The organism is Pseudarthrobacter sp. J1738, assembly GCF_050490315.1.
In the GTDB taxonomy this organism is placed as follows: Bacteria; Actinomycetota; Actinomycetes; order Actinomycetales; family Micrococcaceae; genus JBNPEO01.
Genome location: NZ_JBNPEO010000002.1, coordinates 370,555 through 395,568 on the forward strand (window position 1 = coordinate 370,555; position 25,014 = coordinate 395,568).

At 57.5% G+C, this 25,014-nt stretch carries 19 protein-coding genes and 2 tRNA genes; 12 read left to right on the forward strand and 9 right to left on the reverse strand.

The features are described 5' to 3' along the window. Positions 1-85 precede the first annotated feature (85 nt). From serA to ilvD, 5 genes are all read right to left on the reverse strand, one after another. A complete protein-coding gene (gene serA, locus ACQR35_RS05340; protein ID WP_430268377.1) occupies positions 86-1,681 on the reverse strand; it encodes a phosphoglycerate dehydrogenase in 1,596 nt (531 codons plus the stop codon). 203 nt (positions 1,682-1,884) lie between these two features. Next, positions 1,885-2,910 carry a ketol-acid reductoisomerase gene (gene ilvC, locus ACQR35_RS05345; RefSeq protein WP_430269424.1) on the reverse strand — a complete coding sequence of 342 codons (1,026 nt, stop codon included), beginning with the start codon at positions 2,908-2,910 and terminating at the stop codon, positions 1,885-1,887. 76 nt (positions 2,911-2,986) lie between these two features. Then, positions 2,987-3,499 carry an acetolactate synthase small subunit gene (ilvN, locus tag ACQR35_RS05350; protein ID WP_430268379.1) on the reverse strand — a complete coding sequence of 171 codons (513 nt, stop codon included), beginning with the start codon at positions 3,497-3,499 and terminating at the stop codon, positions 2,987-2,989. A gap of 2 nt (positions 3,500-3,501) precedes the next feature. Next, positions 3,502-5,400: an acetolactate synthase large subunit gene (locus ACQR35_RS05355; RefSeq protein ID WP_430269425.1), complete on the reverse strand. Its 1,899-nt coding sequence runs from the start codon at positions 5,398-5,400 to the stop codon at positions 3,502-3,504. 371 nt (positions 5,401-5,771) lie between these two features. Next, positions 5,772-7,493 (reverse strand): dihydroxy-acid dehydratase, encoded by a 1,722-nt coding sequence (gene ilvD / locus ACQR35_RS05360; RefSeq protein WP_430269426.1) that lies wholly within the window; start codon positions 7,491-7,493, stop codon positions 5,772-5,774. A 242-nt stretch (positions 7,494-7,735) separates the two neighbouring features. Between ilvD and ACQR35_RS05365 the strand changes: the two genes are divergently transcribed. From ACQR35_RS05365 to ACQR35_RS05395, 7 genes are all read left to right on the forward strand, one after another. Next, positions 7,736-8,869, forward strand: a complete 1,134-nt coding sequence (locus ACQR35_RS05365; protein WP_430269427.1) for a hypothetical protein — start codon at positions 7,736-7,738, stop codon at positions 8,867-8,869. Positions 8,870-9,057: 188 nt separating this feature from the next. Next, positions 9,058-9,130 (forward strand) — tRNA-Lys (locus ACQR35_RS05370). 158 nt (positions 9,131-9,288) lie between these two features. Beyond that, on the forward strand, positions 9,289-9,765 hold the full coding sequence (bcp, locus tag ACQR35_RS05375) for a thioredoxin-dependent thiol peroxidase (protein ID WP_430268383.1): 477 nt from the start codon (positions 9,289-9,291) through the stop codon (positions 9,763-9,765). 113 nt (positions 9,766-9,878) lie between these two features. Then, positions 9,879-9,963 (forward strand) — tRNA-Leu (locus tag ACQR35_RS05380). A gap of 121 nt (positions 9,964-10,084) precedes the next feature. After that, positions 10,085-11,701, forward strand: a complete 1,617-nt coding sequence (locus ACQR35_RS05385; RefSeq protein WP_430268384.1) for an ABC transporter substrate-binding protein — start codon at positions 10,085-10,087, stop codon at positions 11,699-11,701. A 78-nt stretch (positions 11,702-11,779) separates the two neighbouring features. Beyond that, positions 11,780-13,276: a malate:quinone oxidoreductase gene (locus tag ACQR35_RS05390; RefSeq protein WP_430269496.1), complete on the forward strand. Its 1,497-nt coding sequence runs from the start codon at positions 11,780-11,782 to the stop codon at positions 13,274-13,276. Between the two features lie 76 nt (positions 13,277-13,352). Continuing rightward, positions 13,353-16,436, forward strand: coding sequence for an efflux RND transporter permease subunit (locus tag ACQR35_RS05395; RefSeq protein ID WP_430269428.1), 3,084 nt, complete (start codon positions 13,353-13,355; stop codon positions 16,434-16,436). A gap of 39 nt (positions 16,437-16,475) precedes the next feature. Here the strand turns inward: ACQR35_RS05395 and ACQR35_RS05400 are convergent, their stop codons facing one another. Beyond that, positions 16,476-17,957, reverse strand: a complete 1,482-nt coding sequence (locus ACQR35_RS05400) for an MFS transporter (protein WP_430269429.1) — start codon at positions 17,955-17,957, stop codon at positions 16,476-16,478. A gap of 184 nt (positions 17,958-18,141) precedes the next feature. Here ACQR35_RS05400 and ACQR35_RS05405 point away from each other — a divergent pair, with 184 nt between their 5' ends. Further along, positions 18,142-19,266 (forward strand): LLM class flavin-dependent oxidoreductase, encoded by a 1,125-nt coding sequence (locus ACQR35_RS05405; protein ID WP_430268388.1) that lies wholly within the window; start codon positions 18,142-18,144, stop codon positions 19,264-19,266. A gap of 18 nt (positions 19,267-19,284) precedes the next feature. Next, positions 19,285-19,749, forward strand: a complete 465-nt coding sequence (locus tag ACQR35_RS05410; protein WP_430269430.1) for a MarR family winged helix-turn-helix transcriptional regulator — start codon at positions 19,285-19,287, stop codon at positions 19,747-19,749. Here ACQR35_RS05410 and ACQR35_RS05415 read toward each other — a convergent pair. The 3 genes from ACQR35_RS05415 to ACQR35_RS05425 are packed head-to-tail and all read right to left on the reverse strand — an operon-like array spanning position 19,746 to position 22,817. Continuing rightward, complete coding sequence (locus ACQR35_RS05415; RefSeq protein ID WP_430269431.1) at positions 19,746-20,552, reverse strand: transglutaminase-like domain-containing protein; 807 nt, start codon at positions 20,550-20,552, stop codon at positions 19,746-19,748. The two genes, ACQR35_RS05410 and ACQR35_RS05415, sit on opposite strands and share 4 nt — an antisense overlap. 26 nt (positions 20,553-20,578) lie before the next feature. Beyond that, positions 20,579-21,421, reverse strand: a complete 843-nt coding sequence (locus tag ACQR35_RS05420; RefSeq protein ID WP_430268391.1) for a hypothetical protein — start codon at positions 21,419-21,421, stop codon at positions 20,579-20,581. A 10-nt stretch (positions 21,422-21,431) separates the two neighbouring features. Next, positions 21,432-22,817, reverse strand: coding sequence for a M20/M25/M40 family metallo-hydrolase (locus ACQR35_RS05425; protein WP_430269432.1), 1,386 nt, complete (start codon positions 22,815-22,817; stop codon positions 21,432-21,434). 50 nt (positions 22,818-22,867) lie between these two features. On the opposite strand from ACQR35_RS05425, the gene ACQR35_RS05430 reads away from it, so the two are divergent. The 3 genes from ACQR35_RS05430 to ACQR35_RS05440 all read left to right on the forward strand — a co-directional run bounded on the left by ACQR35_RS05430 (position 22,868) and on the right by ACQR35_RS05440 (position 25,012). Beyond that, positions 22,868-23,554, forward strand: coding sequence for a DUF1684 domain-containing protein (locus ACQR35_RS05430; RefSeq protein WP_430268393.1), 687 nt, complete (start codon positions 22,868-22,870; stop codon positions 23,552-23,554). 57 nt (positions 23,555-23,611) lie between these two features. Further along, positions 23,612-24,454: a fumarylacetoacetate hydrolase family protein gene (locus ACQR35_RS05435; protein WP_430269433.1), complete on the forward strand. Its 843-nt coding sequence runs from the start codon at positions 23,612-23,614 to the stop codon at positions 24,452-24,454. A gap of 63 nt (positions 24,455-24,517) precedes the next feature. After that, positions 24,518-25,012, forward strand: coding sequence for a GtrA family protein (locus ACQR35_RS05440; protein ID WP_430268395.1), 495 nt, complete (start codon positions 24,518-24,520; stop codon positions 25,010-25,012). Positions 25,013-25,014 lie beyond the last annotated feature (2 nt).

The window sequence follows — 25,014 nt, forward strand, 5'->3', positions numbered from 1 at the left end:
CCGGCCTGCCAGCCGTGCCTGAAGAACAGACGCAGCTATTGTAGGCAGACCGGCCACAAGAGTGTTTGTCACAAAACGGTGAAGCTTAGCTTTCGAGGTCCACTTCGCGAACCATCTCGGCCCCAATACCAACCTTGATGGCATCCAGAACCTGCTGAGGAACTGAAGTATCCACCGTGAGCAGAGCCATAACCTGGCCGCCCTCGTTGTGGCGTGCTACCTGCATGCCACCAATGTTGATGTTGTTCATCCCAAAAATGTGGCCGATGGTACCGATCACGCCGGGACGGTCGGTGTAAGCAACAACTACCAAGTGGTCAGTGATGGGAATCTCAACGTCATAACCGTTAACGCTGACCAGCTTTTCAATCTGCTTGGGACCGGTCAAGGTGCCTGCTACAGAAATCTGTGAGCCGTCGCTGAGTGCGCCACGCAAGGTCAAAACGTTGCGGTAATCGTCCACATCGCTACTGGTGATCAGACGTGTGTTGATGCCGCGCTGCTCCGCAATGACCGGCGCGTTGACGTAAGAGACTTGCTCGGAAACAACGTCAGCGAACACACCCTTAAGGGCGGCCAATTCCAAAACCTTGACGTCCAAGGCAGCAATCTCGCCGGCAACTTCAACGTCAATCTGGGTGAGCGAAGCGTGCGTGAGAGCTGTAAAAATACGGCCGAGCTTTTCAATCAACGGGATACCCGGGCGAATATCCTCGGCGATTACACCACCGGCGACGTTAACGGCGTCGGGCACTAGCTCACCGGCCAAAGCGAGACGGACTGACTTGGCAACCGAGATGCCAGCCTTTTCCTGAGCTTCATCGGTAGAAGCACCCAAGTGCGGGGTAACTACAACGTTGTCCAAAGTGAAGAACGGCAAGTCGGTGCTGGGTTCCTTCACAAAAACATCCACCCCAGCGCCAGCAATGCTGCCATCCTGCAAAGCTTCAAAGAGTGCTGCCTCATCCACCAAACCACCACGGGCAACGTTGACCACATAGGCTGTGGACTTCATCTTGGAGAAGGCATCTGCCCCGAGCATACCCACGGTCTCGGGAGTCTTGGGCATGTGGATGGTAACGAAGTCAGACTGCGCCAAGAGCTCATCCAAGGTCACCAGCTTGACGCCGAGCTGCTGAGCCCGGGCCGAGGTGATGTAGGGGTCGTACGCAAGAATCTCCGTGCCAAACCCCTGCAGTCGAGCGGCTACAAGAGCACCAATGCGGCCCAAACCGATGATGCCGATCTTCTTCTCGTAGAGTTCAATACCGGTGTACTTGGAGCGCTTCCACTCACCGTTTTTTAGCGCTGAGCTGGCCTGCGGGATGTGACGTGCCAAGCTCAAAATGTGGCCAACCGTCAGTTCCGCTGCGGAGATGATGTTGGAAGTGGGAGCGTTGACCACCATCACACCAGCCTGGGTTGCGGCCTTGATGTCAACATTGTCCAGGCCAACACCGGCGCGGGCAATTACTTTCAGATTGGGGGCTGCGGCGATGGCCTCAGCGTCCACCTGCGTTGCGGAGCGAACCAGAATGGCGTCAGCGTCCGCAATGGCGGAGAGGAGTTGGGAGCGGTCCGCGCCGTCCGTCTGGCGGATCTCAAAGTCAGGACCCAGGGCCTCAACGGTAGCGGGGGAAAGCTCCTCGGCGAGGAGTACTACGGGTTTGGTGTTAGTCACCGGTGACCTCTTTAGCTCTCTTATTCATGTGGGGTTTTGGTGCAACATTGCCCAAGACAAAGATGCCGGGCCCGGCGAAGCAGGGCCCGGCATCTTTACCGAGTTCGGCGTCGGGAAAAAGCCTAGTTGGCTCTCCCCGGGCAACCTAAATGGCGCCCGAATATTAACCGATCAGTTAACTGCGTTGATGCGTCAGCGTGCGTTTAGCGAGCAGCCGAACCGTCTACGTAGTCCTCGTCGGTCTGCTTCCAAGCGAACAAGGAGCGCAGCTCGCGGCCAACAGCCTCGATCGGGTGCTGCTCAGCCTTGGCGCGGAGTTCCTTGAACTCCACGGCGCCGTTGTCCTGATCGTCAATAAAACGCTTAGCGAAGGCGCCGGACTGGATGTCCGCCAAAACTGCCTTCATGTTTTCCTTGACATCCGGAGTGATGACACGCGGGCCGGAAACGTAGTCGCCGTATTCAGCGGTGTCAGAGACGGACCAGCGCTGCTTGGCGATGCCACCTTCCCACATAAGGTCAACGATGAGCTTGAGCTCGTGAAGAACCTCGAAGTAGGCGATCTGCGGCTGGTAGCCAGCTTCAGTCAGGGTTTCGAAACCGTACTGGACCAGCTGGGATACACCACCACAAAGAACTGACTGCTCACCGAACAAGTCGGTTTCAGTCTCTTCGGTGAAGGTGGTCTTGATAACGCCGGCGCGGGTTCCACCGATGGCCTTGGCGTAAGACTTTGCCAAATCCCATGCTGAACCGGAAGCGTCCTGCTCAACAGCGATGATGTCCGGGATACCGCGGCCAGCCTCGAATTCGCGGCGAACCGTGTGGCCCGGAGCCTTCGGAGCGATGAGGATAACGTCAACACCCTCGGGTGCTTCGATGTAACCAAAGCGGATGTTGAAACCGTGTGCGAAGGCCAGTGCCTTGCCCGGGGTCAGCTTGTCCTTGATGGAGTCGTTGTAGATGGCGCGCTGGTGCTGATCCGGAGCCAAGATCATAATGACGTCAGCCCACTCGGCTGCATCGGCAACAGATTTGACCGGGAAGCCAGCCTCTTCAGCCTTGGCGATCGACTTCGAACCCTCCTTGAGGGCAATGGCAACCTGAACGCCTGAATCGCGGAGGTTCAATGCGTGGGCGTGGCCCTGAGAACCATAACCAACAATCGCAACCTTGCGCCCCTGGATGATCGAGAGGTCGGCGTCGTCGTCGTAAAACATTTCAGTCACTGGGATGTCTCCTTGGAGTGTTGTATTTCTACTGGTCTGCGTAAATCTTGGTGTTGCTAGGCGCAGCGTATGGCCGCTAGGCCGAACGTAATGCGCGGTCACTCATGGAGCGTGAACCTCGGCCCACGGCCAAGGTGCCGGACTGCACAATTTCGCGGATCCCAAAGGGCTCAAGCACCGAAAGCAGTGCCGTGAGCTTCTCCGGGTGGCCGGTGGCCTCAATAACCAACGAGTCTGTAGACACGTCGACCACTGAAGCGCGGAACAAATCTGCAGCCTGGGTAACTTGCAGACGAGTTGAGGCGTCCGCACGTACCTTGACCAGGATGTGGTCACGTTGCACGGAAGATTCTGAGGTGAGCTCAACGATCTTGATGACGTTGACCAACTTGTTGAGCTGTTTGGTGACCTGTTCGATCAAGTCTCCCTCGGCGTCGACCACTACTGTCATCCGGGAAATCCCGGGAACTTCAGTGGGGCCCACAGCTAGAGAGTTGATGTTAAAGGCGCGCCGAGCGAAGAGGGAAGAAACGCGGGTAAGAACACCTGGTTTGTCTTCTACCAGAACGGAAAGTGTGTGACGGTGCATGGTTAGTCCTCTTCTTCCCATTCCGGGGTCATGTTGCGAGCAACCTGGATCATGTCATTGCTGACGCCAGAGGGGACCATCGGCCACACCATAGCGTTGGGGCTGACCACAAAGTCGATGACCACCGGGCGGTCATTGATCTCGAGGGCCTTTTGGATAGTCGCGTCAATGTCCTCAGGACGCTCGCAACGCAAAGCGGCGCAACCGTAAGCATCAGCCAACTTCACGAAGTCCGGAATGCGCACCGTGTTGTGACCGGTGTTCAAATCCGTGTTGGAATAGCGGCCGTCGTAGAAGAGAGTCTGCCACTGGCGAACCATACCCAGTGAAGAGTTGTTGATGATCGCAACCTTGATGGGGATGTTGTTGATGGCACAAGTGGCCAGTTCCTGATTGGTCATCTGGAAACAACCGTCGCCGTCAATAGCCCACACCACACGGTCCGGGTTACCTACCTTGGCACCCATTGCAGCCGGCACCGAGTAGCCCATGGTGCCAGCCCCACCGGAGTTCAGCCAGGAATGCGGACGCTCATACTTGATGAACTGCGCAGCCCACATTTGGTGCTGCCCAACTCCTGCAACGTAAACCCCATCAGGACCGGTGAGTTCACCAATCCGGGAAATCACGTGCTGCGGAGCCAAGAGGCCATCTTCGGGCTCGGTCCAGCCCAGCGGGTAAGTGTCCTTGAGGTTGTTCAGGAACGCCCACCAATTCTCCAAATCCGGAGCGCCGTCGGCTTCATTCTGAGCCCGAACAGCCTCAGTGAGTTCAGGGATGATCTCCTTCACGGAGCCCACAATCGGAACATCAGCAAGACGGTTTTTGGAGATTTCAGCAGGATCAATGTCTGCGTGGATCACCTTTGCATAGGGAGCAAAGGTGGACAGCACACCTGTAACGCGGTCATCAAAGCGAGCACCCAGGGTGATCAACAGGTCTGACTGCTGCAGAGCAGTGACGGCGGAAACCGAACCGTGCATTCCAGGCATACCTACATGCTGAGGGTGCGAATCCGGGAAGGCTCCGCGGGCCATCAGTGTAGTGACCACCGGAGCGCCGGTAACCTCGGCCAGCTCCATAAGTTCCTCGCAAGCGTGGCCCTTCAGCACACCGCCACCTACGTAGAGAACTGGCTTCTTAGCCGCGGCAATCAGCTTCGCTGCTTCACGAACTTGCTTGCTGTGCCCGCGCAATACGGGGCGGTAGCCGGGCAAGTCGATCTTCGGCGGCCATGAGAATGTCATCTGACCCTGCTGGGCATCTTTAGCGATGTCCACTAGGACCGGTCCCGGGCGTCCGGTGGATGCCAAGTGGAAGGCTTCGGCCATCACGTGGGGAATGTCGTTGGGGTCAGTAACCAAGAATGAGTGCTTGGTGATGGGCATGGTGATTCCCACAATGTCGGCTTCTTGGAACGCGTCGGTTCCAATCACGGCACTGGAAACCTGGCCAGTGATTGCCACCAATGGAACTGAGTCCATGTGGGCATCCATGATTGCGGTAACGAGGTTGGTGGCGCCTGGGCCGGAGGTGGCGATACAAACGCCCACCCGTCCAGAAACCATGGCGTAACCTTCGGCGGCGTGGCCGGCTCCTTGTTCGTGACGGACCAACACGTGGTTCATGTTGGAAGCCATCAAAGGATCGTAGGTGGGCAGGATCGCGCCACCAGGCAAACCAAAAATGTCGTCCACGCCGAGTTCTTCGAGCGAGCGGACGATTGCCTGAGAACCGGTCATTTGCGTTGGGGGTACAACGTTGTTCGGTCCCAGTACAAGAGAGACGTGGGCAGCGTCGACGACGGGGGTAGCCGTTCGTTCGGACTTTTCCGGAGCCTTTGCAGCTCCAGCGGACTTCGTAGCCATCAGCGTGGGGCTGATGGGCGATCCTTTGCTCATCGGACTCTTCCTTTGTGCATCCACCATGGATGCTGGGTTATTTCTTCGGTGCTGCGGGAACAAAAAAACCCCTCAGCCTTATGGCTCTTCGAGGGGTTGCGCGTGACAGATCGTTTCCAATCGGGCTAAAACGCCACGCGCTTAATAAGGACGACGACGCCGGAAGCGACGGAAACAATCTTGATCATGCGTTTAGTTTTCCCTCTCAGTGAGATGGCTGTCAAAGAGCCAATCAGCCGTCTCACTATATGGACATCATAGTCCACAGATTGGGCACTCCCCTAACCCAACCGGCTCACAATTGTGGCTGCACCCAGCTCAGGGAACAGCCACAACTGCTAGCCAGTCAGGCTAGAGACGCTCAAGGAGAACTAGCCGCAGTAAGCGCCAGTTGATGCGCTGTGCACCAGCTTGGCGTACTTAGCCAAAACACCCTTTGTGAACTTTGCCGGAAGTGGTGCCCAACCAACCTTGCGAGATTCTAGCTCGGCCTCATCAACCAGCAGGTCGAAGCTGCGATTGGCAATGTCCACCCGAATCCGGTCGCCATCCTTGACGAAGGCGATCGGGCCGCCGTCGACAGCTTCTGGTGCAACGTGACCAATGCACAAACCAGTGGTTCCGCCAGAGAAACGACCATCGGTGAGGAGCAAAACATCCTTACCCAGTCCGGCACCCTTGATGGCGCCGGTGATGGCCAGCATCTCACGCATGCCCGGTCCACCCTTGGGGCCCTCGTAGCGGATAACTACAACGTCTCCTGCGTGAATTTCGCCGCGGTCCAAAGCGTCAAGGGCGCCCTGTTCACGCTCGAAGACGCGTGCCGAACCTTCGAAGACATCAGCGTCAAAGCCTGCGCTCTTGACAACGGCACCTTCGGGAGCCAACGAACCGTGCAAGATGGTGATGCCACCGGTCTTGTGGATCGGGTTATCAAGGGCGCGCAAGATCTTGCCATCAACGTCCGGTGGGTTGATCGCCGCGAGGTTCTCGGCAACGGTTTTGCCCGTGACGGTGAGGCAATCACCGTGCAGCAGTCCGGCGTCGAGCAGTGCCTTCATAATCACCGGCACACCACCGATCTTGTCTACGTCAGTCATAACGTAGCGGCCGAAGGGCTTCAGGTCGCCCAGGTGCGGGATCTTGTCGCCGATGCGGTTGAAGTCCTCAAGGTTCAGATCAACCTCAGCTTCACGGGCAATAGCCAAAAGGTGCAGAACGGCATTCGTGGAACCGCCAAAGGCCATAGTCACAGCAATTGCGTTTTCAAAAGCTTTTTTGGTCATAATGTCGCGAGCCGTAATGCCCAGGCGCAGCAGGTTCACCACTGCTTCACCGGACTTACGGGCAAATTCATCACGACGGCGGTCAGCCGACGGCGGGGCAGCGGAACCCGGCAGGGACATACCAAGGGCTTCACCAATGCAGGCCATGGTGTTGGCGGTGTACATACCACCACAAGCGCCTTCACCCGGGCAGATGGCCCGTTCAATGCGATCGAGGTCCCCTCGGCTCATTTTGCCCGCAGCGCAAGCACCCACGGCCTCGAAAGCGTCGATCAGGGTGACTTCTTTTTCCGAGCCATCTTCGAGCTTGACCCAGCCCGGCATGATGGAACCGGCGTAGAGGAACACACTCGCGAGATCTAGGCGCGCGGCGGCCATCAACATACCCGGAAGCGACTTGTCGCAACCGGCCAAAAGGACCGAACCATCAATGCGTTCTGCCTGCATTACGGTTTCCACCGAGTCGGCAATAACTTCACGAGAAACAAGAGAGAAGTGCATTCCCTCGTGGCCCATGGAAATACCGTCGGAGACGGAGATGGTCCCGAACTGCATCGGGAATCCGCCGCCGGCGTGAACGCCTTCCTTGGCACCCTGGGCCAATCGGTTCAAGGACAAGTTGCACGGCGTAATTTCGTTCCACGAACTGGCAACGCCAATCTGTGGTTTGGCGAAGTCGTCGTCACCCATACCAACGGCACGGAACATTCCCCGCGCCGGGGCGGCGTGAATTCCATCGGTGACAACACGGCTACGCGGCTTGATGTCTGGCTTATTGTCTACTGCTGTAGTGCTCTCCTCGCTCATGTCTGAAGTCTATGACTCGAAATACCCGCTAAGTGACCAGCCACCAGCATTGCGGCCCGAATGACGCGAAATTCCCTCAATGTTTCGTCCACATTGTGGACTTGCAACATTCACGGAGCCGCTTTTCAACTTCTGGCGCTTGCCCCGATCCCTGCTGGCGCCCGCTTCCCTAGACACACATCAGTGGCAGAAGTAACGTCGAGGAAACGGCAACCCTGCCAAATGAACAGAAGGGCTCTGTTATGGAGTGGATTATCTGGGTCATCGTCATCATTGTGATCGTCGCCGTCGTCTGGTGGCTGCTGAACAGGAACAAGGGTCAAAGTTCACTGCCGGGCCAAAGCGCTACAAACCAGTCCACCAGCAATCCTCATGAAACGAGGGCTGACTCTGCGGTGCGCGCCGCATCAGGTCAAACACCAACATCCGACGCCGGTGCCACCGCAGCAGCGGCCGCTGCCGGTGCCGCTCCAATCATCGCGGCCGGGGCAGCTGGCGCTTCCTCGGAGCCTTCCACAGCACCTCCCGCAACACAGAGCGCTCCAGCCGAAGAATCCTTCGCCGTCAACGAGTCCACGGATTCAGCGGATCCAGCGGAGCCCACCACTTCTGCAGAGGCCGAGGCACCCCGTTCTGAAGAGCCGGGTGTTTCAGCAGAGCCTGTATTTACTGAACCTGCACTGGATGAGCCAGCCTTGGCTGAGCCCCGCGTCTCCGCTCCTGATACCTTCGACACTCCCGTGACTGACGACCCAAGGGATACCGTCGCGGGTGCCGGCGGTGAAGCGTACATCGACGCAAGTGCCGCAAAAGTATCCGATCCTGAAGTTGGCATTCCGGACCGCACCGAAGCTCAACAACAAGAGATCGATCAGCAGTCCCAGAACGAGGCCGCTGATCGTGAAAAGTGGGAGTCCTCATGGAGCGATTCCACAAGCGCCCCCGCGCCGACGCAACAGGATGACTCGGAGGCTACTGCGCCTCAAGGATCTGAAAACCTCAGTTCCGGGAACTCTAGTAGCTATGGCGAAGGCATCACCGAGGAAACTGCCCGCAATTCTGAACCAGTTCACACTCAGTGGGGCCAAGCCGAGCCAGTACAGCCCCAGGCCGCTCAGGCTGACCCCGCACCAGCTGAGCCCGCTCAGCCGGTGGGCCACTTGGCGGTTGATAAGCCGTACGGAGAAGGGTCGGCATCGCCTAACCCGGACGGCAGTGCTCCGGAGGGCTTCACTGTCAAAGGTGACGCTGGCTCCATGATCTATCACGACGAGTCCAGCCCCTTATACAACGAGGCCGCAGCCGATGTGTGGTTTATCTCAGAGGCTCACGCCGAGGCAGCTGGGTTCCGCGTGCCTCGCCAGGGCCGCCACTAGGGACACTCTCTAAAGTAATTCTGGCAGGAAGTCCTTGAGAATCAGCGGGCGGTTTTGGCCGCCGAAGTTGCACTGAAAGTGCCCGCTGGTTCTCGATTTCACTTTTGAAAAAAACTCCCGTATAGTTTCATGTCGTTGCGAGATCAACGGAGAGAACAAAAAGCCTCTTCAGCCACTTGCAAAGTAATGCACCTCTAGCTCAATTGGCAGAGCAATTGACTCTTAATCAATGGGTTCCGGGTTCAAGTCCCGGGGGGTGCACAGGGATGAGGCTCCCGAACAGTTCAACTGTTCGGGAGCCTTTCTTGTTTTCACGATCGAGTTCTCACGATCAACTCCGCCGAATGGGCAGATAATGTCGTTTTGACGCGGAACTAAGGGACATTATCTACCCACTCGGCAAACATATGGAGGACCACATGAGCGAACGGCTCACCCCCGGCCAGCAAGCCCCGGACTTCAGCCTGCAGGACTCACATGGCAACACCATCAGCCTCAGCGACTTCCGCGGCAAAAGCACCATCCTGTACTTCTACCCTGCAGCCTCCACCCCAGCCTGCACACAACAAGCATGTGATTTTCAAGACAGCCTCAACACCTTTAGCCACGCCGGCTACAACGTTGTGGGGATTTCCCCCGATGAGGTCAGCGCGCTCATTTCCTTCGCAGCAACGGAAACTCTGAAGTTCCCCTTGCTGGCTGACCCGGATCACGCAGCAGCTCTGGCCTACGGAACGTGGGGTGAAAAGAAAAACTACGGGCGAAGCTACGAAGGGCTCATTCGCAGCACCTTTGTTCTCGACGAAAACGGCGTTATCACCCAGGCGCAGTACAACGTACGGGCCAAAGGACACGTAGCCAAGCTGCAACGGGACCTAAAAATCGCCGAGGTATAGCCCGCCCCAAGGAGGCAAATCTGGCAACTCAAGCACCGCCGTCGAGCCGGTGACAAAGAATCGCTTCAAAGCAGATACACTTGATGCTGGAAACCGCAAGGTAACCAGCACCAGCGCGAGTGGTGAAATTGGCAGACACGCAGGATTTAGGTTCCTGTGCTTTCGGGCGTGTGGGTTCAAGTCCCACCTCGCGCACCAAGAGGCCTCGGCCCAGGACGACTATCCCGTATGAGCGGGGTATGCAAATTCTTGACGGGGTGATGAGCAATTGTCTAAAGCCAGACACCAGCGACTTCTTGCGCGCTTAGGTGTCTGCCTGATGGCAACGACTCTCGCCGCTTGCACGGCGACCCCTACACCGGTACCCACTGAGTCTGGCAGCCAGGCCACATCTGCTAATCCCACAGCAACTTTCAACTTCGGTACAGCAGCTCAACCACTTGGACTGGATCCCGCGCTCACCTCCGACGCGGAAACATACCGTGTGACACGCCAAATCCTTGAAGGACTCCTGGGTGTGGACCAGAACACCGGGAAACCCAGCGCGCTCCTGGCCACCGAATGGTCTGAAGCGGACAACGGATTGAGCTATTCCTTTACTCTGCGTCAAAACGTCAAGTTCCAGGACGGGACGGATTTCAACGCAGCAGCGGTGTGCAGCAACTTTGAACGCTGGTACCACTTCCCGCAATCGCTACGTAAAAGCCATACGGGAATCAGCTTCGGCACCGTATTCAAGGCTTTCTCCGATAAACCCGCAGCATCCACATACAAGGGCTGCACGGTAAAAGACAGCAATCACCTGTCCATCACCTTGAACCAGCGGTTTACTGGATTTTTGCAAGCACTGACCACGCCGGCATTTGCCATCTCCTCCCCCACCGCCTTGGCCGCTGGAAAAGCTGACCAGCCGGTCAAAGCCACAGACGGTACCAGCTACTCCGTCTACGCGCGCCAGCCAGTGGGAACCGGGCCATATACCCTCAAAAAGTGGACTTCCACCGAGGTGAACCTTTCGATCAACGAGGACTATTGGGGCGACAAGGGCCAAATCGGCACTTTGAACTTCATCACCTACGATCGCTCTGAAGCCCGCCTGGCTGCCCTAGAAAGTGGCACAATCGACGGCTACGATCTGGTCACCGTTGACAACTTTCAGCAGCTGGTTAAAGAGGGCAAACAAATCGTTCAGCGCGACCCGTTCTCCGTGATGTACCTCGGAATCAACGAGGCGGTGGAACCCCTAGGCAACTACAAGGTCCGCGAAGCCATTGAGTATGCCATTGATAAAGACACGCTCATCCGCAAATTCTTCATCGATGGGACGGCCAAAGCTTCCCAATTTGTCCCTGCCAAACTTTCCGGTTTTAACTCAAGCGCCACGAGCCTTGGGTACGATCCAGAAAAGGCCAAAACGGCACTCAAAGTCAGTGGCTACAAGAACCAAGAGATCAAGTTCTACTACCCGCTGAACGTTACGCGCGCCTATCTTCCAACGCCGGAAAAAATTTACGCCGAGATCGCTCGCCAGCTGACCGCCGTCGGATTTAACATCAAGCCTGTCCCCGTGGAATGGAGTGACGGCTACGTCCAAAAGGTAACGTCCCCGGGAGACCACGGGCTGCACTTGCTGGGCTGGAACGGCGCATACTCAGACCCGGACAATTTTGTGGCACCACTGTTCGGCGAAACCAACGGCGAATTTGGCTACCCAGGGCCTCAAGTGTTTAGCAAAATTGCCCGCGCCCGCGGCATCAGCGACGGTACCGAACGTCAAGATGCGTACACCTCAATCAACCAGCAGTTGGCCGATGACATCCCCGCGGTGCCCATCGCCTACCCAATTTCAGCCCTAGCGATGTCCAACCGAGTCCTTAGCTACCCGGCGTCGCCAGTGCTGTACGAAGTCTTCACCCAAGTAAAACTCACACAATAAGCCCTGCCGGCAATTTTAGTAAAGAGGTGGCAGGCGATATTCTGCTAAAGCCTTATGCCGCAGCAATCGGAGAACACCGTGACCTTCATTTCCAAGACCGCCAGCGCCGACGTCGTCCTCATTGGAGGCGGCATTATGAGCGCTACTCTTGGCGCGTTCCTCAAACAGCTCGAGCCCTCATGGACTATTGCCATGTACGAACGGCTCGACGAAGCAGGGCTTGAAAGCTCCGGACCCTGGAATAACGCAGGCACCGGGCACTCGGCACTGTGTGAGCTTAACTACAGTCCGCAAGCCAAAGACGGCTCCGTGGATCCTGCTAAAGCTCTCAAGATCAACGAGCAGTTCCAGCTGTCACGTCAGTTCTGGTCTCATTTGGTCAGCAACGGCATGATCGGGGATCCAAAGCGATTCATCCACACGGTGCCTCACATGAGCTTTGTGATCGGTGAGGATCACAGCAACTTCCTCAAGACCCGCTACGAGGCGCTCTCCCCCAACACTTTGTTCCGCAGCATGGAATACAGCGAGGACCCCGCGCAGATCCGTAAGTGGGCTCCGCTGGTCATCAACGGCCGCGATTCCAAGCAGCGCATCGCCGCGACCCGCTCCGCCGAGGGCACCGACGTAGACTTCGGCGCCCTGACCCGCGAGCTGACCACCTACCTCCAGCGTGAAGGCGTTGAGGTCAACTATGGCCACGACGTCACCGGCATTGAGCGCACGGCCGACGGCGGTTGGCAGCTTGGCCTCAAGCACATGCACTCTGGTGAACGCGGCTCAGTCAAGGCTAAGTTTGTGTTTGTTGGTGCCGGTGGTGGCGCTTTGCACCTCCTGCAAGCCTCCGGCATCCCAGAGAGCAAGGGTTTTGGCGGCTTCCCGGTCTCCGGCCAGTTCTTCCGCAGCACCGACGACAGCTTGGCAGAAAAGCACAACGCTAAGGTCTACGGCCAGGCATCCGTTGGCGCACCGCCTATGTCTGTGCCCCACCTGGACACTCGGTACGTCAACGGGAAGCGGTCACTCTTGTTCGGCCCCTACGCCGGCTTCTCCACCAACTTCCTCAAGAACGGTTCACTCTGGGACCTGCCCCTGTCCATCCGTCCGAGCAACCTGATTCCTATGCTCGCCGTGGCCAAGGACAACATGGACTTGACCGCCTACCTGATCAAGGAAGTCGCCAAGAACCGTGGTTCCAAGGTTGAGGCGCTCCGCGAATACTTTCCGGAAGCCGAAGCAGACAATTGGGAGCTCATCACCGCAGGTCAGCGTGTGCAGATCATCAAAAAGGATCCCTCCAAGGGCGGCGTCTTGCAGTTCGGTACAGAGGTCATCACCGGTCGCGACGGTTCAATCGGCGCACTCTTGGGTGCCTCGCCGGGAGCATCCACTGCCGTGCCGATCATGATCGAATTGATGCAGCGTTGCTTCCCCAAGCAGTTCAAGGGTTGGGGCGCCAAGCTTCAAGAGATGATGCCCGGTTACGGGGTAACGCTCAACAACAATCCTGAGCTTGCCGAGGAACTGTCCAAGAGCACTGCTCAGACACTGAAACTGGACGATCCCAGCAAATAGCTTGAAACGAACCCCCGCCGGACACCGGCGGGGGTTCGTAGTAGGACACCGATTTTGAACTGACGGAGAGACCACCATGTTCCGCTTGGCACAACTATCTCTGGCCAATCGGGCCCTAATTGCGTTGATCACCATCTTCGCTGCCGTCTTTGGTGTGATCACCATGGGATCGCTCAAACAGGAACTTATCCCCTCCATTGAGTTCCCCCAGATCACTGTTCTCAGTGCGATGCCTGGTGCGTCCCCGGAAGTAGTGGACAAACAAGTCAGCCAGCCGCTGGAAACCACTTTGAACGCTGTAGAGGGCTTGGAATCCACTACCTCCACCTCACGTAGCGGTGTCTCCACCATCAACATGCAATTCGCTTACGGAACCAACCTAGACCGGGCGCGCAACCAGATTGACCGGGCCATCTCCACGGCCAAGCGCAATCTGCCCGATTCTGTGGAACCAACTGCAGTGGCGGGAAGCATCAGCGACTTCCCCATTGTTTTTTTGGCGGTCTCCTCCAATAAACCGTTGAACGACCTCAACGCCGATTTGCTTCGGCTCACCGTTCCGCGTTTGCAGAAGATCGACGGCGTCCGTGGCGCCGATGTTTCCGGCGGCGCGAGCCAGCACATTTCAATCTTGCCCAACGCCGAGGTGATGGCAGCACGCGGCGTGACCTCGACTGACATTTCAGATGCTCTCAAAAACAATGGCTCTTTGGTACCGGCTGGGACTGTTAAAGAACAAGGCAAAAACCTCTCGCTTCAAATTGGCAGCCCCGTGGAATCCCTTGACGCGATCAAGGCACTCCCCCTCATCGGTGCCAAGCAGCCCACCACGATTGGTGAGGTAGCCGCCGTCGGAATTGCTGACGATGCCAAAACCTCAGTGACACGAACTAACGGCGTAGAAACCTTGGCCCTTTCAGTGACAAAAAAGCCTGAGGGAGACACCGTAGGGATCTCACATCAGATCCGTGATCTGCTGCCGCAGCTTGAAGCGGAACTCGGCAACGGTGCCAAGATTACGAGTGTGTTTGATCAGGCTCCGTTTATTGAGAAATCCATTAAGGACCTGACCACCGAGGGGCTCTTGGGCCTTAGTTTTGCAGTGATTGTGATCTTGGTGTTTTTGCTCTCCGTACGTTCAACCCTTGTCACAGCGATTTCGATCCCGCTCTCTTTGCTCATCACCTTTATAGGCTTGTACGCCACCAAATATTCGCTTAACATCCTGACGCTTGGTGCACTCACCATTGCAATCGGTCGTGTGGTTGATGACTCGATTGTGGTGATCGAAAACATCAAGCGGCACTTGAGCTACGGCGAAGAAAAACGGACAGCAATTCTCAATGCCATCCGCGAAGTGGCCGGAGCCATCACCGCATCCACCCTGACCACCGTGGCAGTCTTTTTGCCGATCGCGTTTGTGGGAAACATAGCTGGGGAACTATTCCGGCCATTCGCCCTGACCGTGACCATCGCGCTGATCGCTTCCCTCGCCGTGGCGCTGACCATTGTTCCGGTACTGGCGTACTGGTTCCTCAAGAGCGGGAACAGTGCGGGCCTTCCCGCGGCCCAAGTTGAAGCCGATGCACATGCTAAGGAGCAAAAGGGTTGGCTGCAGCGCGGCTACTTGCCTGTACTTTCCGGCACTCAAAAGCACCCTGTGATTACCTTGGTTGCGTCCGGGCTAATTCTGCTGGCCACCCTGGCGATGGTCCCCTTGGTGCCTACCAACTTGCTCGGTAACTCAGGGCAAAACAGTATGACCGTCAAGCAATCCCTGCCAGCTGGTACAAGCCTTGAAGCTGCGGATGCTCAGGCCAGCAAGGTTGAAAAAGTTCTCCGCGGCATCGACGGGATCAAAGACGTTCAAACCACCGTGGGCAATGCGTCCAACGGATTCGCCGCTTTGGCTTCAACGGGTGCTGCCGATGCCAACTTCACCGTAATCACTGACGAAAAGAAGGATCAGACGGCTCTGCAGGATTCGGTCCGCAACACCCTGAACAACTCCGGTGCCACCGGCAAGGTCAGCGTGGGCTCCCAGCAAGGCGGTTTTGGAACCAGTTCCACCGTGGATGTCACAGTGAAAGCGGCAACCTCTGCGGACCTCAAAACGGCCAGCGACACCCTAGTGAAGGCCCTCACCGGCACTCCTGGCTCCAGTGAAGTTGTCACCAACCTTGCCGCGAGCCAGCCGGTTGTCCAAGTCAAAATCGACCGCGCTAAGGCAGCCGCCGCAGGTATTTCTGAGCAGCAAGTAGCTGGTGTTCTGGCCTCCGCGGTGAACCCACAGCTGGGCACCAAGATCCGCATTGATGCAAACGACTACCCGGTTCAGATTGGCACTGGAACCCAATTCACCTCGCTACAGCAGCTCAAGGACACTCCGCTACCCGGCCCGAGTGGACCGGTATTGCTTGGCTCCGTGGCCACTGTTGCCCAGGTTGATGTCCCGGTAACGATTACCAGCAGCAATGGCCAACGCACTGCCAAGATCTCTCTGACTCCCGAGGGATCCAACTTGGGAGGTTTGGGCACCGAGGTTCAAAAACGACTAGATTCCCTGTCCTTGCCGGCCGGTGTTACGGCGACACTGGGCGGGGCTGCAACGCAGCAGGCAGAGTCATTCCGTCAGCTGGGGCTGGCTCTTCTGGCCGCAATCGCCATTGTCTACGTGATCATGGTGGCGACGTTTAAGTCGCTCATCCAGCCATTGATTCTGCTGGTGTCAGTCCCCTTCGCAGCTACTGGCGCCATCCTTTTGCTCCTACTCACCCGCGTTCCCTTGGGCTTGCCGTCCTTGATCGGAATGTTGATGTTGGTAGGCATTGTGGTCACTAACGCCATTGTGCTGATCGACTTGATCAACCAATATCGCAAACCGGCTCCTGGACGGGAGGCTATGAACGTGGCCGAAGCAATTGTTCATGGAGCCCGGCAACGTCTTCGCCCAATCCTGATGACCGCGGCCGCAACGGTGTTCGCACTCACTCCGATGGCGCTTGGGCTGACCGGCGGCGGCGGCTTCATCTCACAACCGTTGGCCGTTGTGGTGATTGGTGGTTTGGTTTCCTCTACCGTGCTCACTTTGGTTCTAGTCCCGGTACTTTACCGCTTGGTTGAAGGCCGGCGCGAAGCCCGCGCTGATCGCCACAGCTAGCTCATCTTTGCGGCGGTTCTCAGGGGGCAGCGCTTGGAGTTAAACCACGACGGCGGAAGGAACCTCTTGTGGGTCGGCGAAAGCGTTGCGCGGCACCAGCACCAGTGACACAGCTGCGACTAGCGCCGTCACTCCGCACACCGCCCACACCGTCAGGTACCCGGCTAGCGGAGCAGCCGTGGCGCTTTGAACGGCTCCCGCAGCAGCCTCGGAACCTGCCGTAAACAGGGCAATGCCAAACACTGCTGAAGCCACAGCTCCACCAATAGTTTTTGTCGTGTTGGTCAGCCCCGTTGCCATACCCGTGCGATGCGCCGGCGCTGCCGCTGCAGCTGCAGAGGGCAATGCTGCCACCAAGGCGCCGGAGCCAAGCCCGGCAACCGCCATGTTGACCATCGCTTGAACCAGTGAGGCGTGGAAAGGCAAAAACAGTAGGTACCCCACCCCCACCAAAACGGCAGCACACACCAAAGTCCAGCGAGGTGTAACTACCTTGGTAACCACTGGAAACAACAAGGCGCCGATCAGCAATGAGAGCACGTACACACCGATGATGATGGAGACCTGCCCCGCCGCCAAGCCCATCCCGTAGCCAAAAATCTTTGGATCCGTGCGCGCAAAGGTGGACAAAGGCGCTTGAGCGCCAAGGACCGAAACACCAAACAAACCAGCCGTGAGAAACACCGGCCACATGTTCTTCTGCGCCACCATACGGATATCAACCAAAGGATCCTCAGTGCGCAGCTCATGCCGGGCGAAGGGCACCAGCAAAAGAACTCCGCTCACAATAAGGGCCCACGGCCACCATGCAGCTGTCCCGTTGAGACGAACAAAAGTCAGCCCGGACGTAAGTACCAAGAGTGCTCCGGTGAGCAGTCCGAAGCCCACGGTGTCCAGACGCCGCGGTTCTTGGGCTTTTCCAGATCCTTCCGTGGCTCGTCCGGCGGGGGCTCGGGAAGCATCGCTCGGCACACCAAAGGCGATAGCCGCGCAGACCAAGGTTGCCGCAATCGCCGGGATGGTGAGGGTCAGCCATAAAGAACCGGCGAAGACTTCAGAAAGCGATCCCGACGCCAGCGCACCAGCTATCACACCGAATTCGAGGGCACCAACCAAAATGCCGGCAGCCTTACGGGTGCGTGCCGCGGAGTCAGGTGCATCCCTGACGCGGCTGTGAATGAGCGCAATTTCCATAGGCAACCAGACCACGTAAAAGCCTTGCAACGCCCAGGCGATCAGGAAGCTCGTAAAGTCTTGGGCAATCACCACACCCCATGAAGCCAAAGCTGTCAGGACGCTCGAGACCAGAAGAATGCGCTTGTGTCCCCACACGTCACCCAACTTGGCCAAGAGGGGAACGGCCAAGGCGCTGAGCATCAATTGCCCTGCTTCAAACCAGTTGACGTCGGCATCGTGGATGCCCAAATGCCGTGCAATGTCAGTCAGGATCGGCGTGTAGTAGCCCTGCAAAATGCCGCTAGTGAGTTCCACCAGGACCAAGAAAAAGATAATGCGCCGCACACTTGCCTCCGCCTAATCGAACGCTCTCACCGCTGGGACGCTGTTCTTGCCGCGCGCGGTTGATTGAATCCTAAGCCCCACGATGAGCCGGGAATACTTCTGTGCACGCGTGGCTTATACATGTCGATAGATGCAAATGCATGTATCTAGGATAGAGTGAATGCAACACAGAGGAAGGTTCACCATGCAGATCGGCGTCTTCAGCGTCAGCGATATCACCACTGACCCCACCACCGGTAAAACCCCCACCGAGCACGAGCGTATTCAAGCTTCCGTGGCCATTGCCAAAAAGGTCGAAGAGATCGGCATGGACGTCTACGCGATCGGCGAACACCACAACCGCCCATTCTTCTCCTCCTCCCCCACCACTACGCTCGCCTACATCGCAGCGCAGACTGAACGCATCACACTCTCCACCACCACCACCCTGATCACCACGAATGACCCGGTCAAAATCGCCGAAGACTTCGCGATGCTCCAGCACCTCTCCGGCGGACGTGTGGACTTGGTGATGGGCCGCGGTAACACTGCACCCGTATACCCGTGGTTCGGCAAAAACATCCAAGACGGCATTGAACTGGCGATTGAAAATTACGCCCTACTGCGCCGCCTCTGGGACGAAGACACCGTCAACTGGTCCGGCAAATTCCGCACCCCGCTGCAGAACTTCACGTCCACGCCGCGCCCGCTCGACGGCGTTGCCCCCTTTGTATGGCACGGTTCCATCCGTACCCCGCAGATAGCCGAAGTGGCCGCGTACTACGGTGACGGCTTCTTCGCCAACAACATCTTCTGGCCCAAGGAGCACTACCAGCAGCTCATTGGCCTCTACCGCGAGCGCTACGAACACTATGGCCACGGCAAGGCGGATCAGGCCATTGTGGGTCTGGGTGGACAGTTCTTTATGCGCAAGAACTCCCAAGACGCTGTCAAGGAATTCCGCCCATACTTTGACAACGCCCCGGTCTATGGCCACGGCCCGTCGCTTGAGGACTTCACCTCCCAGACCCCACTGACCGTGGGTAGCCCGCAAGAGGTCATTGAAAAGACTCTGACCTTCCGCGAAGCATTCGGTGATTACCAGCGCCAGTTGTTCCTGATTGACCACGCGGGACTTCCACTCAAAACGGTCTTGGAACAACTGGATCTCTTTGGCGAAGAGGTTTTGCCGGTGCTTCGCGCCGAGTACGCAGCCAAAAAGCCAGCACACGTGCCGGATGCGCCAACGCACGCTTCCCGTGTTGCTGCTCGCGACGCCGCTCTGGGAGCAACAGCTGAAGCCACCGCTGGCGCCAGCGAAAATAACTAGCCACACTCCGAGGACAAAATGTCAGAAAAACCAAGCACTAACGATATTCGCGTGGCCGCAAGTTCCTGGGAATCGTTGTTCCGGGCACAGGTGGCTGTGATGCGCCGAATTCAGCGTGGTAAAGAGTTCCACGAGCTGGCCTTGCGCGAATACGATGTGCTCTTTACCCTAAGCAGTTGCCCTTCGGGGTGGCTGAGACTTAATGAGCTCAACGATCATGTGCTGTTGAGTCAATCAAGCCTGAGCCGGCTCGTTGAGCGGCTTGAAACCCGGGGCTTGGTGGAACGCACCACAGCCCCGGAGGACGGCCGCGGTGTGCTGCTACGGCTCACGCCGGAGGGCTCTGAATTACAGAAACGGATCGGCCGCGGGCATGTTCAAACCATTGCCGAGGTGATGCTGCCTGCTTTGACCCGAGAAGAGATGAAGCAATTGGAAGTTCTGACCGATAAGTTGCGGGCCGGCGTTGTGGCTAATTCTTAGCCGATAATCACCGCAGCGCCCGGATTGTCTACCGGCAAATTGCCGTTGACCACAGCAGTCACTGACATCCGGTTCAGGACTAGGCTGCCACCAACTGTGGACAAAAATGCGGTGTCCGAGGAGTCCCTGCCAGCACAAATACGCAACAGAGTTTCGCGTGGGGCCAAGCCCGTGGGATCAATAACGTGCCATTGGCCGTTCACATGAGCTTCGGCCACCGCATGGAAGTCCATCGGGTCCAGCCCCGGAGCGTAGACCGCTGCGAGGCGGGCAGGGACATCCTTGGCCCGAAGCAGAGCAATTGCCAAGTGAGCAAAGTCGCGGCATACACCGCGGCGGTGCAACAAAGTCTCCACGGCACCGTCGGTCCCTCGTGAAGAGCCACTGACGTAGCGCAGCTCCTGGTTCACCCACGTACGGACCGCATCGAGAAGTTCCATGCCGTGCAAGCCGCCGAACTCGGCGTAGGAAGTAGGCAGAAGCCGGTCCGATTCGGCGTAACGGCTGGGCCGAACCAGCGTCACTAGCTCAAGAGTGCTGGGATCCTCAGGGATAGCTCTTCCCTCAACGGAGGCCGTGTATTCCACTGATACATCTGCGGGTTCGGCGAATTCCATGTAGTGAGTGAGGGAACCATTGGCTCCCTCAAGCACCTTCAACGGTACGTCTTGATCCCCTGACCGGACTGAGAGGTGTTCCTCGAGTCTGGTGTATCCACTATTGCGCGCAACAGCAATGGACATGGCCACCTTGGTGTTGGCGACGGTCTTGAATTGAATACGTGCAGAAACGTTGCGTTCCATGGGACTCCGTGGGTTGCGGGGAAGGCTCAATTGGTGATTTTCAGGGACAAAAGCATCCGCTGAACATTAGCGAACTCGGAGCTTTCATTGACGAAACGCGCCGCTTGGTTCAAAGTGTCAAAAGACTTCAGCGGGGCAACTTTCTCATCTGGCGACAAGGCGCGCAACTCGCCCGTGTCGGCGAAGCTCACTCCCCCAACGCTTTCCGAGCCGGTCACGATGTTTTGCAAGCTGCATGCCTTTGAACCGGCACCACCCACCAGGTTGGTAATACCGTAGGAGCCAAAGAACTTGTACCCCTGAATCACACGAAAAACGACGCGTGGAGAGATCGTGTTGGCGGCATCCGAGTGCGGAATATCCACTGGCACACTGCTGATCACTGTGTAATTCTTGGCGTTCGCGGCCTTGCATGCGGCAGGTTTCGGGGTGGGCAAACCAGTCTGCAACACCGCTACCGGGTTCCCGTCTTGATCCTTAACTTCCACCTTCACAGCGCCTTGTTTGGTGCCAGCGGCAGGGGAACCGCTTTGGGCAATCCACTCTTGAGGCAGGTCAAAACTGACCTTTTTGTCCGGATCGGTGAAAGTTTTCCAGGCACTGGCGGTGGCACCGGTGTCTGGCGTGGGGCTGGCACTGCCCGTCCCGTTGGACGCGCCCGACGACGGCTGCGTACCATCGCTGGCAACCGAGGCGCCTGGTGTGGGGCTACTAGAGCTTGCGCCCGCCTCGTTATTACCGGAACCTGCCGTCCATTGCGGCGCCGGGGTGCTGCCAGCGCATCCGGAGAGCAGCAGCGAGGCAGCGAGAAGCGCCCCGATTTTTTGTGCCACCGGTTTGAGCCTATGCATCATTGGTGCCTCAGTCATGTGATCCAGCCTAGAGCCTGCGCAACAAGGTCTCGCAAAAACGCACACCGTCGCTCAATGATTTGAGTCCTATTTTTTCATCCACCCCGTGTATAGATTCCCGCGCTGCAGTGTCCATAACAAAAGGCGCAAAGCGGTAGACGTTGGCGCAAATTTCTGTGAACCGCCGTGAATCTGTTGCCGCAAGCATCACGTACGGGACGGCCGGAACGTGCGGGAAAACGGTGCTGATGCAGCCACTGAGGAACTCCCATGCTTCCCCTTCATCCGGCGATACGGGCGAGGGGTCGCTGCCTTCAAGGACCATCATCTCTACGGCGGGATCTGCTATCACAGTAGTGATTCTTTTGAGGGCGGATTCTACGGTTTGCCCTAGGGCCAAACGAATATTCACGTTGGCGGTTGCCGTTGCGGCCAGAACGTTGGCGCCCGCGCTACCGCTAAGCGTGGTTACGGCCATGGTGGTACGGACTAGCGCGCTACTTTCCGGGCCCATCAGGGGCAAAATACGTGCCAGAGCCAAGCGGAGTTTCCTTGCCCGGGAGAATACCAATGACATTGGTTTCGGTGCCAACGGCGCAAGCCGTTCAAACATGGACACAGTGGCCAGTGGTAATTCGACGGGAAACTGTTGCATCTCCAAGCGCATGATCGCCCGTGCCAAGCGAGCCGTAGCGCCCATCCGTGGTGGTTGGGACGCGTGGCCGCCGGGGCTACGCGTTGTTAGTTGCAGGTCCATAATGCCTTTCTCCGCAACCCCCACCATCGCAGCCGGGCTTTTGATGCCGGAGAGAACTCCAGTGGCAATGGCTCCACCTTCATCTAGTACCAGCCACGGTGAAATGCCGCGTGCTTTCAACAGCTCTACGGCAGCTTTGGCTGAATCCCCTGCGGTTTCCTCATTGTTGCCGAAGGAAAAATAGACGTCGTTTTGTGGGGTGAAGCCCTGCTCTATAAGAGCCTCGGCAGCTTCAAGCCACGCTACGAGTGCGCCTTTGTCGTCCAAGGTCCCGCGTCCCCACACGTGTTCGCCGTCGTTGTGTCCTGAAAAGGGCGGGTGAGTCCAGGTTTCTGGCTCGGCAGCAGGCACTACGTCGTAATGGGCCATCAGAATAGTTGCCCGGATCGCGCCGTCGTAGGTTCCACTGGGGTTGCTACCGGCCCAGCGGATCAAGAGGCCATGCTGGTTCACGCGCTCTAGCTCGAGCTGGGTGTGCACCAGGGGGTATAGCTCGCAGAGGGTTTGCAGGAATGATTCAAACACTTCCGGATTGTGATCGTCGGGATTGCGTGAAGACACTGTGGGGTGCTGAATTAACCGGCTCAGTGAGGCAGCTGCGCGTTGGCCGGGGAGGTATAAAGCACCTGAGAGAAACGAATCTGGAGCCGGTTTCATGCGCCGAAGTCTATCCGGGCAGACATGCACCACAGGGCTAGGCTTGCCGTATGTCCAGTTCAGATGCACCAGCAGCCCATCAAGACCCCCATAGCAGCGAGTCAATGTCGGCTTTGGAGATAGCCGATTGGCGCCTGCAGACCTTTGGGATCTATTCCACCGTCCGGGAGATAGCCCGAACCAGCCCGCGCGATGCACACGAACACTGGTGTACCGAACGGGACCGAATGTTCCGCGAGCACCCCGCATCGGCGCTCGACGCAGCTTCAAAGGCACACTTCACGGGGCTGCACGTGGCCGCCTATGACCCTGACTTTCGATTTGAACTACCCTTGCTGAGCCGTGGCGCTGGCGAGGTACGCAACGTAACAACAGGGACCGACGGCGTTGTACCTTTTGAGCGCTTGGGAACCTTCGCGGTACCAGAGATTGGTGAACTCGCTGTGTGGCGGCTAAAGACCTACGGTGGCGGCATTTTTGTGCCGCTGCGCGATACAACAGCAGGCAAAGCTGGTGGCTCTTACGGCGCAGGAAGATACTTGTTGGACACGATCAAAGGCTCCTTTACCGGAGTAAATGAAAGTGGTGAGTTCATTCTGGATTTCAATTTCGCCTACAACCCTTCGTGCGCCTATAACGAAGCGTGGGCGTGCCCTTTGCCCGGTCCGGACAACAGGTTAAGTACAGCCATTGAGGCTGGTGAGATGTACGCCCCAGATCTTGCCAGTACAGAGTGATGCTCGCTGTGTTGCAAAAATCTACGTAACACTCTGGCTAGGACGTAGGATGTCTGAATGATCTCTACTCTGCCCCGCCGAATCGCCCGCGTACGTCCTTTGGCCGGAGATTCTTCGGCCAAGCAAGGCCAGTACTTCGTGGCCAATGATGCCGCTAATTTTGACTCGGCAGCAGGCCAAGAATGGACTGTCATTGACTCCCCCTTCTCCGATGCCTTGGCTAATGCAGGCTCTCCGGCGGTGGCTGGTTGGGAAATCGGAAGTACCGTAGCTCAAAGCGACTTCACGTTTTTAGCCCCGTCCGCACCGGCGAACGTTTTTGGTATGGCCCACAACACTGGCGCCCCCGGACGTGCCTTGCCGCCGCAAGCATTCCACAAAGCATCCACCTCGGTGATTGGCCCGGGCGAGGCGATTGAGCTGAGCGAAAGTGTGGGCTACGTTGACCCGGAAGCGGAACTGACCATCGTCGTCGGACGTGCATGCCGAGGCTTGACCTTGGAGACCGCACGGGAAGCAATTCTGGGTTTCACCATCGGTAATGACGTCTCGGCCCGCGACTTACAGAAGTCTGACGAGTTATGGATCAGCGCCAAAAGCCAAGACACCTTTACGCCCGCCGGGCCATGGATCGTCACAGATCTGAACTACAGCAACGCGCCGATCAGCATTGTGCACAACGGCAACGAACTCAAGGCTGCAAGTACTGCTGATTTGGGCTGGAACGTCGAGGAAATCATGGTTTACTTGACCTCCTTTATGACCCTTCACCCAGGCGACCTGATCTTGACAGGCTTCCCCGCCGAATGCGCACGAATCAACCCCGGAGACACAGTAGTGTGCCGCGTTGGTGGAATTGGCGAACTCCAAAACCCCGTGGTCGCTTCAACCTGGGCGTAGGCCGCAGACAAATTTCCAGCTACCAAATAGCAGGTTCACAGTTTGATGTGAAAACCTTGCAGCATGGAGCACAGCCTGCGGGAACCCGCGCGTGAGGTGGACCGCCAGGTGAGCATTGCTCCGGGGCGGTCCCTCCGCCGTCGCGGTTTATTGCGTTTCCCCCTGATCCGCCAGCTGATTCGCTTCACCGGTGTGGGGATTATTTGCACACTTTGCTCGATCGGCTTGTATGCCGTGCTGCGTCCGTGGACGGGCCCACAGACCGCAAACGCGCTGGCACTGATCTTAACTTCGCTGCTCAACACGGCTCTGAACCGGCGGTTGACGTTCAAAATCAACGGGCAATCACGGCTGCTACACGATCACCTCAACGGGCTGATTGTTATTGTGGTGGCCCTGGTGATTACCGGTGGCAGCCTTGCCGTGCTGCATTGGATCAATCCCCACGCCACGGTGTCCCAGGAACTTTGGACCACCACCATCTCCGGATTTTTTGCCACAGCTGTGCGCTTTACGCTGCTCCGTCACTGGATCTTCCGCCGCGCCAGAAACCGCTAACG

Bases quoted from the DNA above. Each gene is read 5' to 3' on its own strand.
- ilvD (WP_430269426.1), bottom strand. From the start codon at position 7,493: ATGAGCGAGGAGAGCACTACAGCAGTAGACAATAAGCCAGACATCAAG.
- ACQR35_RS05425 (WP_430269432.1), bottom strand. From the start codon at position 22,817: ATGAAACCGGCTCCAGATTCGTTTCTCTCAGGTGCTTTATACCTCCCC.
- ACQR35_RS05365 (WP_430269427.1), top strand. From the start codon at position 7,736: ATGGAGTGGATTATCTGGGTCATCGTCATCATTGTGATCGTCGCCGTC.
- ACQR35_RS05355 (WP_430269425.1), bottom strand. From the start codon at position 5,400: ATGAGCAAAGGATCGCCCATCAGCCCCACGCTGATGGCTACGAAGTCC.
- ACQR35_RS05385 (WP_430268384.1), top strand. From the start codon at position 10,085: ATGGCAACGACTCTCGCCGCTTGCACGGCGACCCCTACACCGGTACCC.
- ACQR35_RS05435 (WP_430269433.1), top strand. From the start codon at position 23,612: ATGATCTCTACTCTGCCCCGCCGAATCGCCCGCGTACGTCCTTTGGCC.
- ACQR35_RS05415 (WP_430269431.1), bottom strand. From the start codon at position 20,552: ATGGAACGCAACGTTTCTGCACGTATTCAATTCAAGACCGTCGCCAAC.
- ilvN (WP_430268379.1), bottom strand. From the start codon at position 3,499: ATGCACCGTCACACACTTTCCGTTCTGGTAGAAGACAAACCAGGTGTT.
- ACQR35_RS05410 (WP_430269430.1), top strand. From the start codon at position 19,285: ATGTCAGAAAAACCAAGCACTAACGATATTCGCGTGGCCGCAAGTTCC.
- ACQR35_RS05430 (WP_430268393.1), top strand. From the start codon at position 22,868: ATGTCCAGTTCAGATGCACCAGCAGCCCATCAAGACCCCCATAGCAGC.
- ACQR35_RS05405 (WP_430268388.1), top strand. From the start codon at position 18,142: ATGCAGATCGGCGTCTTCAGCGTCAGCGATATCACCACTGACCCCACC.
- ACQR35_RS05440 (WP_430268395.1), top strand. From the start codon at position 24,518: ATGGAGCACAGCCTGCGGGAACCCGCGCGTGAGGTGGACCGCCAGGTG.
- ACQR35_RS05395 (WP_430269428.1), top strand. From the start codon at position 13,353: ATGTTCCGCTTGGCACAACTATCTCTGGCCAATCGGGCCCTAATTGCG.
- ACQR35_RS05420 (WP_430268391.1), bottom strand. From the start codon at position 21,421: ATGACTGAGGCACCAATGATGCATAGGCTCAAACCGGTGGCACAAAAA.
- bcp (WP_430268383.1), top strand. From the start codon at position 9,289: ATGAGCGAACGGCTCACCCCCGGCCAGCAAGCCCCGGACTTCAGCCTG.